We start from the raw sequence: 13,595 nt of genomic DNA on the forward strand, positions 1-13,595 counted from the left end.
TCCCTGCCATGACGAATTCCGCCGCATTCGAGGCTGATAAGCACTACGATCTGATCATCCTCGGCACCGGTTCGGGCAACTCCATCCCCGGTCCAGAATTCGATGGAAAATCCATTGCCATCATCGAGAAGGGCGCTTTCGGCGGTACCTGCCTGAACGTCGGCTGCATCCCGACCAAGATGTATGTCTACGCCGCAGACGTGGCTTTGGAAACCAGGCAAGCGGCACGGCTGGGAATCGAGGCGCAGGTCAATTCGGTGGACTGGCCAGGCATCGTCAGCCGGGTCTTCGGCAAGCGCATCGATCCCATTGCCCAGGGCGGCGAGGACTACCGCCGTGGCGCGCAGACGCCGAATATCGATGTCTACGACCAGCACGCGCGGTTTGTCGGCGAGCGCACGCTGCGTACCGGGCAGGGAACAGAAGCCAGGACCATCAGCGCGGACCAGATTGTCCTGGCCGCCGGGTCGCGCCCGTTTATTCCGCAGGAAATCATCGATTCCGGCGTAGCCTTCCACACCAACGAGGACATCATGCGCTTGGCCCGCCAGCCCAAGTCCATCGTGATCATCGGTGGCGGCTACATTGCCATGGAGTTCGCCCACGTCTTCGAGGCACTGGGCACCAAGGTCACCATCCTGGCCCGTTCCGAGCTCATGCGCCAGCTGGATGCCGATCTGCGCGGTCCATTCAACCAGATGGCCGCAGAACGCTATGACGTGCGCCAGGGCAGGAGCATGGTCAGCGCCGTGCAAGAGCCCGACGGGGTGAAGCTGACCCTGGATGACGGTTCCACCGCCAGTGCGGAGGTGCTGCTTGTGGCCACGGGGCGCATCCCCAACGGCGACCAGCTGGATCTGGACCGTGCCGGCATCGACTCCGAGGACGGCCGGGTCAGCGTGGATGAGTACGGCCGTTCGACATCTGCCGAGGGCATCTGGGCGCTGGGCGATATTTCCTCGCCCTTCCTGCTCAAGCATGTGGCCAACGCGGAAATGCGCGCGGTACGCCATAACTTGCTGAACCCACAGGACATGAAGCAGATGCCCCATGAGCACGTGCCAGCGGCGGTCTTCACCCACCCGCAGATCGCCTACGTCGGCATGACCGAGGACGAAGCCCGCGAGGCAGGCCATGACATTACCGCCAAGGTGCAGAAGTACGGGGATGTGGCCTACGGCTGGGCCATGGAAGACAGCACCGGTATCGCCAAGCTCATCGCTGACCGGGAAACCGGCAAGCTGCTGGGCGCGCACTACATGGGACCGCAGGCGTCAACGCTGATCCAGCAGATGATTACGGTGATGGCCTTCGGGCTGGATGTGCGCGAGGTGGCCGCCAAGCAGTACTGGATCCACCCTGCACTTCCCGAGGTGACCGAGAACGCCCTGCTCGGCCTGGACTTCTCCTAGCGGCGGCCCGGCCTCCCGGCAGCGAACCGAGGCCACCTGGCAGCTGAACCCGCTGGCAGTAGCAAATATTGCCTAGTCGTCCTAGGCTGTAGCCATGAATGGGAAAACTTCAAGGACCGTGGCCTCGATGACCCGAAGCATGTTCGCGATCGCTGCAGGGGTGGGCATGGCGCTCGGTGCGCTGGCGGTGCTCTGGATGTTCTGGCCGATCCGCGGGGACGGCTATGGCAGCGGCCTGGGTGATCTCGGCCTGCCCTTGGCCTACGGCGCGCTCGCAGGAGTGGTGGTGGGCCTGATCTGCTGCAGCGGTGCGTATGCGGCCATTGAAATCCAGGCCATGGGGAACCATCCGGTCTCAGCAGCCAGGCAATCGGCCGCTGCTGGGATCGGCGCGGGCATCGCTGCACTGCTTCCGGCGTCGGCAGTGGCCGCGCTGGGCTGGGGCGAAATCGATCCGGCCCCGTTCCTGGGCACAGCCCTGGGGCTGCTGGCGGTGTGCTTCGCCACAGGATTCGCCATCCGGGCTGGGCTCAACCGCTGCGCGGCCCGCGGCTGAGTCCATTCGGGCTGCGCAGCCAGGCGCTGGCTGGATCTTGGCTGGACGCCGCTGGCAGTGCAGGGCCGTGCTGTGGCACCTTGGGAAGCGGGCGCTTGGCCCAAGCGCCCGGCACGAAAGCAGACCAGGAGTGGAAATGAAGTTCAAGAGCCATCTCGCCGCAGGCGCGGCGGCAGGAATGCTGGCCGGGGCGGTGGGGCTGGCCGGAATCCCGGGGGCCCACGCCAGCGGCACGACCTACACCCAAGAGGTCTCAAGCTCCGGTACCTGCGCCATGATGGAAACCGCCACGGTGGATGCCTTCAAGGCGTCCGGGTACGAAGTCGGCAGCCACGCCTGCCTGGAAGGCAATGGCCGCTACACCTTGGTGATCGAGTACTCGCAATAGTTCCCGGGCGCCACGTGACGATTATCTAGCTGCTGGCGCACCCCGTGCAGACGTGTAAATTCGGGGCGCATCCAGCCGGGGGCGATACCCTTGGAGTATGGCCCCACGTACCCAGTCTCAGGGGACGAAGAAGACCGCGGCGCGCAAACCCAAGGCGCCTGGCTCCTCGTCCTCCAAGAAAACGCCCGAGAACCCGGATGCGGAACTCGCCCTGCCGCTGCGCGCAATACGCAGCGTGTGGATGGGCATTGCCCGGATCTTCGGCGGCGCATTCCGCCGCATCGGCGGAACCGTCAAGCCTGACTACGAGCTGCGCCGCGACGGCACCGGACTGTTCCTCGCGCTGATCTCGATGATCGTCGCGATCATCGAATGGTGGGGCCTGCGCGATGCGGGCTGGTTCGGTACCGGCGTGCACGCGGTCGCCGGCGGCACCCTGGGCTTCATGGCCGTGCTGCTGCCGGTGATCTTGTTCATCGGCGCCTTCCGGCTCTTCCGCTACCCGGAGGCGGTCACCGCGAACAACCGCATCGGCATCGGCCTGCTGATCATGACGCTCTCCGGCTCGTCCATCGCCTCGCTGGCCAACGGCTCGCCAGCGGTCTCCGACGATTTCCAGGCCCTCTGGAATGCCGGCGGCATGGCCGGTTCCATCCTGGGCACCCCGCTGGGCCTGCTGATCTCGGTCCCGGGCGCCATGGCCGTGTTCATCTTCCTGGTGGTCATGTCCATCCTGATCGTCACCGCCACGCCATTTACGCAGATCCCTTCGCGCGTGCGTTCGGGCTACAACCGCCTGCTCGGCCAGGACCCGGACGCACCCCGTGCCGCCCGCCCCACGGCCGCAGTGGAACTTGATCCAGCCGGCGAGGACCATGACCAGTCCTACCTCTACCCGCAGGACGAGGCTCCGGCCCCCGCTGCCAGGAAGAAGAAGCCCGGCTTCTTCGAACGCCGGGCCGCGGCCGCCCGCAAGGTCACCGAGGTCTACGACGTGGACGGCGGCGAGCACGCTGAACGCCCCGGCGATGTCGCCTACGACAAGGCGGTCATCGGCCAGGATGATCCTGCCGAGCAGTCCACTGGCGCGATGCCTGCCGTCAACCGCAACTCCGGCAAGATCTTCGACGCCGACGAGGCCGCCACCCAGGCCATCGCCCGCCCGGACTTCGAGTCCGCCGCCGCCCCGGCCCAGGAAGACACCGCCACGGTGGCCATCCCGAAGCCCTCCGGTCCTCCGCCCGGGGTCAAGCGCCCGACCAAGGCCGAATCCGAGATGGCCGAGATCATGGCCAATATCGGGCTGAAGGCCGAGCCCGAGGCCACCACCTCCGCGATGGGCCAGGTCTCCTCGCGCGCCGCCGGGCTCGCCGCATCCCCGCAGGCGCCGATCCCCGCGCGCAGCGAGCAGCTGCAGCTGTCCGGGGATGTCACCTACACCCTGCCCGAGGAGCACTACCTTCCTGCCGGCCCGCCGGCCAAGGAAGCCTCCGAGGCCAACCAGGTGGTGGTCGATGCGCTGACCAACACCCTGCAGCAGTTCAAGGTCGACGCGAAGGTCACCGGGTTCTCCCGCGGGCCCACGGTGACCCGCTACGAGATCGAGCTGGCTCCGGGCACCAAGGTGGAGAAGGTCACCGCGCTGTCCAAGAACATCTCCTATGCGGTGGCTTCCTCGGATGTGCGCATCCTCTCGCCGATTCCGGGCAAGTCAGCCATCGGCATCGAGATCCCGAACACCGACAAGGAAGTCGTGGCGCTGGGCGATGTGCTGCGCAGCTCCAATGCCCGCAAGACCGAGCACCCGATGGTGATGGGCGTGGGCAAGGACGTGGAAGGCGGCTTCGTCGTGGCCAACCTGGCCAAGATGCCGCACCTGCTGGTGGCAGGCGCCACCGGCGCGGGCAAGTCCTCGTTCGTGAACTCGATGATCACCTCGATCCTGATGCGCTCCACCCCGGACGAGGTGCGCATGGTCATGGTCGACCCCAAGCGCGTGGAGCTGACCGCCTACGAAGGCGTGCCGCACCTGATCACCCCGATCATCACCAACCCGAAGAAGGCCGCCGAGGCACTGGGCTGGGTGGTCCGCGAAATGGACACCCGCTACGACGATCTGGCCAACTTCGGTTTCAAGCACATCGACGACTTCAACAAGGCGGTCAAGGCCGGCAAGGTGCACCCTCCGGAGGGTTCCAAGCGCGTGCTCAAGCCCTACCCGTACCTGCTGGTGATCGTCGATGAGCTCGCCGACTTGATGATGGTCGCCCCACGCGATGTCGAAGAGTCCATCGTGCGCATCACCCAGCTGGCGCGTGCCGCCGGCATCCACTTGGTGCTGGCCACCCAGCGCCCCTCGGTGGATGTGGTCACCGGCTTGATCAAGGCCAACGTGCCCTCGCGCATGGCCTTCGCGACCTCCTCGGTCACCGACTCCCGTGTGGTCCTGGACCAGCCCGGGGCCGAGAAGCTGCTGGGCCAGGGCGACGCCCTGTTCCTGCCGATGGGCACCTCCAAGCCGATGCGCGTGCAGGGCGCCTGGGTGACCGAATCCGAAATCCACCGCGTGGTCGAGCACGTCAAGAGCCAGCTGAAGCCCGAGTACCGGGAAGACGTGATCCCGGCTGCCGAGAAGAAGAGGCAGATCGATGAGGACATCGGAGACGATCTGGATCTGCTGCTGCAGGCTACCGAGCTCGTGGTCACCAGCCAGTTCGGCTCCACCTCGATGCTGCAGCGCAAGCTGCGCGTGGGCTTCGCCAAGGCCGGACGCCTGATGGACCTGATGGAATCGCGGGGCGTTGTCGGCCCTTCCGAGGGCTCCAAGGCCCGCGATGTGCTGATCCAGCCCGATGACCTGCCCATGGTCCTGGCCGCGATGCGCGGCGATGACCCGGCGACCAGCACCCCGTCGGCCACCGAGGCCGCGCTGGTGGCCGAAGCCAACGTGAACCACGCCGAGCCGGTCACCGACTATGCCGAGGACCTGGTTGCCAAGGATCTGGAAGATCGCCCGCAAGCCGTCGACTACTTCGATGGCTCCGACGAACCTGGCGAAGACGCCTGGGACCTGACAGGAAGAAACTGAAACCCATGAGCGAGCAAGCTGGCCGCAGTGCCCAGCCACCGGTACCGACGCTGAATATCGCCAACGTGCTCACTACCATCCGCATCATCATGGTGCCTTTCTTCGTCTGGGCCCTGATGGCCGATAACCGCGAGCAAGGCCTGTGGCGCTGGGTCGCGCTGGGACTTTTCGTGGTGGCCATGTACACCGACAAGCTCGACGGGGACCTGGCGCGCAGCCGCGGGCTGGTCACCAACTTCGGCAAGATCGCGGACCCGATCGCCGACAAGCTGCTCACCGGTTCGGCGCTGGTTTGCTTCTCGATCCTGGCCGAGCTGCCTTGGTGGGTCACCATCGTGATCCTGGTGCGCGAATGGGGCATCACCTTGCTGCGCGTGGTGGTCATCCGCTACGGCGTGATTGCCGCGAATATGGGCGGCAAGATCAAGACCGTGTTGCAGGCCATCGTGATCGGCCTGTACCTGTTGCCCTACACCCACACCATTGACTGGCTGGGCACCGTGGCGTGGTACCTGATGCTGCTGACCCTGGCCGTCACCGTGGTCACCGGACTGGAATACCTGGTCAAGGCCGGCCAGCTGGCAGCCGCGGCCAAGAAGCAGAAGTAGGGCCGGCACCATGAAGCCCCAGGCACCCGAGGTGATCGCCAAGGCCATTGAAGGCGATGTGCAGCTGGCTACGGCCGAATCGTTGACCGCTGGCATGATTGCCGCGCGCCTGGCCGAGGTGCCCGGCGCCTCGGCGGTGCTGCGCGGGGGAGTTGTCAGCTATTCCTCGGCGGTGAAGTCATCGCTGCTGGGCGTCGATGAGTCGCTGCTTGCCTCCAAGGGATCGGTGGATCCCGAGGTTGCCCGGCAGATGGCCGTGGGGGCGCAGCGTGCCTGCGGTGCAGACGCCGCGATTTCTGCAACCGGGGTCGCTGGACCGGACCCGCACGATGGCAAGGCGGTGGGAACCGTGTATATTGGGTGGGCCATGGGCGCTGACTCGGGATCCGAAGTCCACCACTTCGTGGGAGACCGGGCACAGATCCGCGAGCAGAGCACCCTGGCGGCACTTCACCAGTTCGCTGCCATCTTGGATAAAGCTTCTTCACAGTAAGACGCGAAATACTCTTCTTCCCGAGATGTTACGCAAAAATCACGGCAAATGTGGCGTAGGTCGCATTTAAGTGATTAGGGTGAATGTACGGGAACAAAATCGTATGACCTGTCGTTGTACGAATTGCAGGGCCGCAAGGATGGCCCCCGTATTTGATCAGATCTTCGAGATGGACCTAGGAGCAGAGGCTAAATTCATGGTCAAGCAACCCGTAACTGTCAATGGTGTCGTCCGTTGGCGCGATATGGGAGAAGCCCATATGGTCCAGCCCGAGAAGGAGGAGCACAAAATGGTAGTACTCCGTCATGAAATCGGCGATGTTCTGCGCGACGTCCGTCAGCGCCAGGGACGTACCCTTCGCGAGGTTTCGCATAGCGCACGTGTTTCCCTTGGCTACCTGTCCGAGGTTGAGCGTGGCCAGAAGGAGGCCTCTTCGGAGCTGCTCTCCTCGATCTGCGTGGCGCTGGAAATCCCATTGTCCCTGATGCTCCGTGAAGTATCCGAGCGCGTTGCCCTGGCAGAGGGCATTGCTATCCCGGATACCGTCCCTACGGATATGGCCGACGAGTTTGCGGCCAAGAGTGGCAACAAGCCATTGGCCTCGGTCTAGAACCAAATTTTTTTAGGGCTACCGCTACTCAGTAATCGAGACTGCCGGCAGCCGTGCAAGGAGCCTGCGCGAAATGCGTGGGCTCCTTGCCTATGCGTGGGAGAATAATTAGGTGAAAATCAGCGATTTCTGGCGCAACATGGAAAACGAGTTCGGCGCGCGGTACTCCCACGTGCTAGCCGATTCCATGGCCCTTACCGAACTTGGCAGCCTTACCGCCGCGCAGGCGCTGGACAAGGGCATCAAGCCCAAGCAGATTTGGGAAGCCCTGTGCAAGGCGCAAGACATTCCGGCCGAACGCTGGCTTGGCGTGGATATCGAGCCGAAGGAATCGTAGCGACTCCGTTCGAAAGTCCCGGCACTGGATCTTCGAACATGCCGTGTTGAATTTCGAACACCTGTTCGGATAGGGTTATCCTAGAAGCAACGCAGGAAACTGCACCAAGAACTTAAGCACTGAGACTGTCCACACTTGAGGGCTATCGGAGTCCAAAGTGTCGGTGGGCAAGCATACTGTCTATTGCAGGACAAAATTCATGAGCAAGTACGTAGCAGGCTTGCAAGAGCAAAGGTGAACCATGGCAGCAAAAAATGATCGGGAAAAGGCGCTAGAGGCTGTCCTGGGCCAAATCGACAAGGCCTACGGCAAGGGCTCGGTCATGCGCCTGGGCGATGAAACCCGTGCACCTATTGAAGTAATTCCTACCGGTTCGGTTGCCTTGGATGTCGCCCTTGGCATTGGCGGCCTGCCACGCGGCCGCGTGGTGGAAATCTACGGCCCTGAGTCCTCGGGTAAAACCACGGTTGCCCTGCATGCAGTCGCCAGCGCGCAGAAAGCCGGCGGCGTTGCGGCATTCATCGATGCTGAGCACGCGCTTGATCCGGAATACGCCAAGAAGCTGGGCGTCGACACCGACGCACTGCTGGTCTCCCAGCCGGATACCGGCGAGCAGGCTCTGGAAATCATGGATATGCTCGTGGGCTCCGGCGCGCTGGATATCATCGTCATCGACTCCGTGGCAGCACTGGTTCCACGTGCCGAAATCGAAGGCGAAATGGGTGACAGCCATGTCGGCCTGCAGGCCCGCTTGATGTCCCAGGCTCTGCGCAAGATCACCGGCCGCCTCTCGGCCTCGAAGACTACCGCAATCTTCATTAACCAGCTGCGTGAAAAGATTGGCGTCTTCTTCGGCAGCCCGGAAACCACCACTGGCGGCAAGGCGCTGAAGTTCTACGCTTCGGTCCGCATCGACATCCGCCGCATTGAGACCCTGAAAGAGGGCACCAATGCGGTCGGCAACCGCACCCGCTGCAAGGTCGTCAAGAACAAGATGGCGCCTCCTTTCAAGCAGGCTGAATTCGACATCCTGTACGGCCACGGCATCTCCCGCGAAGGTTCGCTCATCGACATGGGTGTCGAGCACAACCTGGTCAAGAAGTCCGGTGCCTGGTTCACCTACGACGGGGACCAGCTGGGCCAGGGCAAGGAAAACGCCCGCCGCTTCCTGCGCGACAACCCGGATCTGGCCGACGAACTCGAGCGCCAGATCTTGCAGAAGCTCGGCGTTCTGCCACAGGAAGAAGTTGAAGAAGACGAGACCGAACTGCGAGTCGTCGAGGGCGATAAGTAGTGGCCCCAGGCTTCCAGCGACGTAGCGTCCGACCCGGAAAGAATTCCGGGTCGGACGCTACGTCCGTTTCCAAAGAGTTCCAGGGGGATCCCGAGGACATGCCGGACTGGGCAAAACCCAGCCCGGAAGAAGTGGAAGCACAAGCGGCTGAGGAATCAGCTAGGCGGGAACGCGCCGCCCGGCGCGCCGCAACCCCAGCCATGCCAGCGGGCAGCACCTCCCGCACCATTGCCAGCTTCCCGGAGGAATCCAGGAAACCGGGCAGTGTTGAAGAGCTGCGTGCGGCGATGGAACAGATTGTTGCCGCGCCCGCACCGGCCAAACCCTCGAAGCAGGAACGCCGCGAAGCACGCGAAGCGAGAAAAGCGGCGCGCGAAGCGGGGGAGCCCGAAGAGCTCAGCGATGACCACTGGCGGGAAAAGGCGCGTGGCATTTTGCTGCGCCAGCTCACAGCCAGCGACAAGACCGCGAAACAGCTCAAGGACAAGCTTCTTGACAACCAATGCCCTGAGGATATCGCTGATGAAGTCATCGACCGGTATGCCGAGATCAATCTCGTTGATGATGAACGCTTTGCGAAGTCGTGGGTAGTTGCCCGCGCGCGCTCGCGCGGTTTGGCCCGTGGGGCGATCAAGCGCGAGCTGCGCACCAAGGGCGTAGACGATGAACTGGCCGCTGAAGCGCTTGAGCAAATTGATGATGAGGCCGAGGAGCAGCGGGCCCGTGAACTGGTTCGCGCGAAACTTCGCCCGGAATCCATGGGCGCAGATCGGGATAGGGCATTACGCCGACTAGTAGGGATGCTGGGGCGTAAAGGCTACAACGGCGGCTTGGCCTTCAAGGTCGCGCGCGAAGAATGGGAAGAGCGCTTCGGTAGCCGCTACTGATTGCGCTTCGGATCCTGGGCAGGTGCTTTGCTGCGGCGTCCAAGCCAATCGTCGATGCCCTGGTATGCCCACAGGATCAAGGCGGCGATCCCGGCAAGCACCGAGCCAACACCGATATTGAACAGCAGGTCATCGGTCTCGTGGTCCATCGGCGGGAGGAGGCCGATGGCGATCGGGATGGCGAAAAGGAAAAGTGCGGATATTCCGGCCATCCAGATATGGAAGACCTTCATGCCGCGTGACAAGCGCAATGGGCGGGATTTCTCGGGTTCCGGTTGTGGGCGGGGTGAATGGTTTTCCACGGAAATCTCTCTCATAGGCCGAATTGGCTAGTTGATAGTCTAATTCAATCCTAACCCTTCCGAGGGAAGCGGTGAATTCGGCGATTAGCGGGCACGCGCTGCGAACAGCACGCAGGAGCGCGTCCTATGGTCACCTGTATTTCAGCAGTACCCAATCTTCGGTAATCTTGAAGAGTGACTGAGCAACATACCTTGAGCAACATCGGCAGTGGAGAACTACCCCGTACCTATGAAGTACGTACCTTCGGCTGCCAAATGAACGTGCACGATTCCGAGCGGCTCTCCGGTCTCCTGGAAGATGCGGGCCTAAGCCGCAAATCCGAAGAGCTGGCCGAAGAAGCAGCCGACGTCGTCGTCTTCAATACCTGCGCAGTGCGTGAGAACGCAGACAACAAGCTCTATGGGCATCTGGGCCTGCTGAAGAACCTGAAGGCCGAACGCCCCAATATGCAAATTGCCGTCGGCGGGTGCCTTGCCCAGAAGGACCGGGACACCATCGTCAAGAAAGCCCCATGGGTAGACGTGGTGTTCGGCACGCACAATATCGGTTCGTTGCCTACGCTGCTGGCCCGCTCGCGCCACAACCAGGAGGCGCAACTGGAGATCCTGGAATCACTGGATGTCTTCCCATCCACCTTGCCGACTCGACGCGAATCCGTGTACGCAGGCTGGGTCTCCATTTCCGTGGGTTGCAACAATACCTGCACCTTCTGCATCGTCCCATCCTTGCGCGGCAAGGAGCGCGATCGCCGCCCGGGCGAGATCCTCGCCGAAATCCAGGCCCTGGTCGATGATGGGGCCATCGAAGTGACCCTGCTGGGCCAGAACGTGAATTCCTACGGCGTGGAATTCGGAGACCGCTTGGCCTTCGGCAAGTTGCTGCGCGCTTGCGGCGAAATAGAAGGACTCGAACGCGTGCGCTTCACCAGCCCGCACCCAGCGGCCTTCACCGATGACGTCATCGATGCCATGGCCGAGACCCCGAACGTGATGCCGCAGCTGCATATGCCGCTGCAGTCCGGCTCGGACAGGGTGCTCAAGGAAATGCGCCGCTCCTACCGGTCCAAGAAATTCCTGGGCATCCTGGAAAAGGTTCGCGAACGCATCCCGCATGCCGCAATCACCACCGACATCATCGTTGGCTTCCCGGGCGAAACCGAAGAGGACTTCCAAGCCACCCTCGACGTGGTTGAAGCGTCGCGATTCTCCTCGGCATTCACCTTCCAGTATTCCAAGCGGCCGGGAACACCGGCAGCCGACCTGGAAGACCAGCTGCCCAAGGCGGTGGTCCAGGAACGCTACGAGCGCCTGACCGCGCTCCAGGACCGCATTGCCAAGGAAGAGAATGCGAAGCAGCTGGGCCGTACCGTAGAAGTGATGGCCACCGAGCAGTCCGGACGCAAGTCCGGGGAAACCCGGCGCCTGTCCGGACGCTCGCAGGACCAGCGCCTGGTGCACTTCTCTGTGCCTGACGGAGCCCAAGCCCCGCGCCCAGGCGATCTGGTCACCCTGCCTATTACCGAAGTGGCATCATTCCACCTGATTTCCGATCCCACCGCTGACCAGTACTCCCTGCGCTGTTCGCGTGCCGGGGATGCCTGGGGCCGTGCCCAAGCCGAAAGCTGCGGGGTACCTTCCCCAGCTGCGAACGGTTCCATCGGCCGCACGAGCTTGGGCATGCCAACCTTGAAAGTGCGTAGCTAAGTACATGACCAATTCGAACCTGCCGGTCATCGCCATCGTCGGCCCCACCGGCACCGGCAAGTCAGATTTGGCTATTGCCCTGGCCCGGGAACTGGGCGGGGAAATCGTCAATTCAGATGCCCTGCAGTTCTACCGCGGCATGGATATCGGCACCGCGAAGCTGCCGGTGGATGAACGTGGCGGCATCGAGCATCATTTGCTCGACACCATGGCCATCACCGAGGAAGCGTCCGTCGCGGCCTTCCAAGCCCAAGCCCGCGACCACTTCGCCCGAATCCGGGCCCGCGGCAAGATTCCGGTGATGGTCGGCGGCTCTGGACTGTATGTGCGCGCAGCACTTGACGTCATCGATTTCCCGCCGACAGATCCCGGGGTCAGGAAACGGCTGGAGGCTGAGGTCGAGGCCGAAGGCGACGTACCCCTGCGCCGCCGATTGGCCGAGGTGGACCCGGTGTCCGCTGGGCGCAACCTGGATTTGCGCCGCGCGATCCGGGCCCTTGAAGTCTACGAGATTTCCGGGCGGGCCTTCAGCTCCTTCATGCCGCAACGCGAGTATGCCGCACCGGCAATCCAGATCGGTTTGAACTATGACCGGCATGCATTGCACGAAGCCCTGGAAGCCCGCGTGCACAAGATGGATGCCATGGGATTAGCCGAAGAAGTCGCAGGACTTCTTGAACAAGGATTACGCGAAGGCAAGACCGCTTCGCGTGCCATCGGGTACCAGCAGTACATTGACTACTTGGATGGGCAGATCACCCGAGCCGAAGCCATTGACCAGACGATCATCGCCACGCGCAAGTTCGCGCGACGGCAGATCACCTGGTTCAATGCAGACCAGCGGGTCAACTGGCTGAACCCGATCGAACCGGGACTGCTGGAAAAAACGCTGAAGATCATTGGCTAGCCAACATACGCAGGAAAACTCTAGGAGCATAGATGTACCGCACCGAACTAGGACAGCTGGCTGGACAACATTTTGCCAAGGGCCACGCTACCGGCAACGACTTCGTACTGGTTGCAGACCCTGAAGCAAAGCTCGACATCACCCCCGAACAGGTAGCGGCCCTGTGCCATCGCCGATTCGGCATTGGCGGCGACGGGCTCATCCGTGCCGTGCCAACCTCCAAGGTTCCGGGATACGAAGAGCAGTTCCTGGAGAACCCCAAGGCCTACTGGTTCATGGATTACCGGAACAACGACGGTTCCATCGCCGAAATGTGCGGCAATGGCGTGCGTGCCTTCGCGCACTACTTGATTGCCGAGGGGCTGGTGAGCCTCCAGGTGGGGCAAAGCTTCCAGATCGGCAGCCGTGCAGGGGTCAAGGAAATTACCCGCCTGGTCGATGGCTACGCAGTGAACCTGGGTCCTTGGGGCCTGATCTTCGAGCAGGACGCGGCCGAAAAATCCGTGGACTCCATGGTCAAGCCGCGTGGCTGGGAACAGGCCCTGCCTGCCTTGAGTATCACCATGGGCAATCCGCACACCGTTGTGGCGTTGCCCGATGCCCGAATGCTCGAAGCATTGGACCTGTTCCAGGCACCAGAGGTATCTCCCGTTCCTGCCCACGGCACCAACGTGGAATTCGTGGTTCCATCCGAACCGCTGATTGAAGAAGACGGAGTTGCCCAGGTCCAGATGCGCGTCCATGAACGCGGGGTAGGAGAGACCCTCTCTTGCGGTACCGGTGCCTGCGCGGCTGCAGCTGCCGTGCGGTACTGGGCGCGCAGCACCGCGCTGATCAACCAGTGGGCTGTTGCGGTGCCAGGCGGCGTGGTCGGCGTTGAATTCCGCGGCAATGCAAGCGGCCGAGAAGATACGATCCTCAGTGGCCCCGCGGATCTGGTGGCACGCGGGATCCTCGGTGCGCAGTAGAACTGATCCGGTTCTTCGCAGAACCGCAGATTGGCTCGGCT

The 13,595-nt window shown here is 62.8% G+C and carries 14 protein-coding genes; 13 read left to right on the top strand and 1 reads right to left on the bottom strand.

Going from position 1 to position 13,595, the window contains the following annotated elements:
* Positions 1 to 8: 8 nt before the first annotated feature.
* The 10 genes from mtr to ACIP6G_RS12880 all read left to right on the top strand — a co-directional run bounded on the left by mtr (position 9) and on the right by ACIP6G_RS12880 (position 9,673).
* Positions 9 to 1,412 carry a mycothione reductase gene (gene mtr / locus ACIP6G_RS12835; RefSeq protein WP_400290463.1) on the top strand — a complete coding sequence of 468 codons (1,404 nt, stop codon included), beginning with the start codon at positions 9 to 11 and terminating at the stop codon, positions 1,410 to 1,412.
* A 94-nt stretch (positions 1,413 to 1,506) separates the two neighbouring features.
* A complete protein-coding gene (locus tag ACIP6G_RS12840) occupies positions 1,507 to 1,968 on the top strand; it encodes a hypothetical protein (protein WP_400290465.1) in 462 nt (153 codons plus the stop codon).
* A gap of 136 nt (positions 1,969 to 2,104) precedes the next feature.
* Positions 2,105 to 2,356, top strand: coding sequence for a hypothetical protein (locus tag ACIP6G_RS12845; RefSeq protein WP_400290466.1), 252 nt, complete (start codon positions 2,105 to 2,107; stop codon positions 2,354 to 2,356).
* A gap of 97 nt (positions 2,357 to 2,453) precedes the next feature.
* Positions 2,454 to 5,444: a DNA translocase FtsK 4TM domain-containing protein gene (locus ACIP6G_RS12850; protein ID WP_400290469.1), complete on the top strand. Its 2,991-nt coding sequence runs from the start codon at positions 2,454 to 2,456 to the stop codon at positions 5,442 to 5,444.
* A gap of 5 nt (positions 5,445 to 5,449) precedes the next feature.
* Positions 5,450 to 6,052 (top strand): CDP-diacylglycerol--glycerol-3-phosphate 3-phosphatidyltransferase, encoded by a 603-nt coding sequence (pgsA, locus tag ACIP6G_RS12855; RefSeq protein WP_400290471.1) that lies wholly within the window; start codon positions 5,450 to 5,452, stop codon positions 6,050 to 6,052.
* 10 nt (positions 6,053 to 6,062) lie between these two features.
* Positions 6,063 to 6,545, top strand: a complete 483-nt coding sequence (locus ACIP6G_RS12860; protein WP_400290473.1) for a CinA family protein — start codon at positions 6,063 to 6,065, stop codon at positions 6,543 to 6,545.
* A 196-nt stretch (positions 6,546 to 6,741) separates the two neighbouring features.
* On the top strand, positions 6,742 to 7,155 hold the full coding sequence (locus ACIP6G_RS12865; protein ID WP_400290474.1) for a helix-turn-helix domain-containing protein: 414 nt from the start codon (positions 6,742 to 6,744) through the stop codon (positions 7,153 to 7,155).
* 112 nt (positions 7,156 to 7,267) lie between these two features.
* The gene (locus ACIP6G_RS12870) at positions 7,268 to 7,492 is read left to right on the top strand and encodes a DUF3046 domain-containing protein (RefSeq protein WP_105658168.1); all 225 of its coding nucleotides are present in this window, start codon (positions 7,268 to 7,270) and stop codon (positions 7,490 to 7,492) included.
* A gap of 241 nt (positions 7,493 to 7,733) precedes the next feature.
* Positions 7,734 to 8,786, top strand: a complete 1,053-nt coding sequence (gene recA / locus ACIP6G_RS12875) for a recombinase RecA (protein ID WP_105658167.1) — start codon at positions 7,734 to 7,736, stop codon at positions 8,784 to 8,786.
* 98 nt (positions 8,787 to 8,884) lie between these two features.
* The gene (locus ACIP6G_RS12880) at positions 8,885 to 9,673 is read left to right on the top strand and encodes a regulatory protein RecX (protein WP_400290478.1); all 789 of its coding nucleotides are present in this window, start codon (positions 8,885 to 8,887) and stop codon (positions 9,671 to 9,673) included.
* Here the strand turns inward: ACIP6G_RS12880 and ACIP6G_RS12885 are convergent.
* Entirely contained in the window at positions 9,667 to 9,975 is a 309-nt protein-coding gene (locus ACIP6G_RS12885; protein ID WP_133832956.1) for a hypothetical protein, read from the bottom strand. The genes ACIP6G_RS12880 and ACIP6G_RS12885 overlap by 7 nt on opposite strands.
* Before the next feature lie 174 nt (positions 9,976 to 10,149).
* On the opposite strand from ACIP6G_RS12885, the gene miaB reads away from it, so the two are divergent.
* From miaB to dapF, 3 genes are read left to right on the top strand one after another with little or no spacing between them, the layout of a single operon-like run.
* On the top strand, positions 10,150 to 11,679 hold the full coding sequence (gene miaB, locus ACIP6G_RS12890; RefSeq protein WP_400290480.1) for a tRNA (N6-isopentenyl adenosine(37)-C2)-methylthiotransferase MiaB: 1,530 nt from the start codon (positions 10,150 to 10,152) through the stop codon (positions 11,677 to 11,679).
* 4 nt (positions 11,680 to 11,683) lie between these two features.
* Positions 11,684 to 12,586, top strand: coding sequence for a tRNA (adenosine(37)-N6)-dimethylallyltransferase MiaA (gene miaA, locus ACIP6G_RS12895; RefSeq protein ID WP_400290483.1), 903 nt, complete (start codon positions 11,684 to 11,686; stop codon positions 12,584 to 12,586).
* A 32-nt stretch (positions 12,587 to 12,618) separates the two neighbouring features.
* Entirely contained in the window at positions 12,619 to 13,554 is a 936-nt protein-coding gene (dapF, locus tag ACIP6G_RS12900) for a diaminopimelate epimerase (RefSeq protein WP_400290486.1), read from the top strand.
* Positions 13,555 to 13,595: the final 41 nt, after the last annotated feature.

This window comes from Glutamicibacter sp. NPDC088483 (assembly GCF_044753145.1).
GTDB lineage: Bacteria > Actinomycetota > Actinomycetes > Actinomycetales > Micrococcaceae > Glutamicibacter.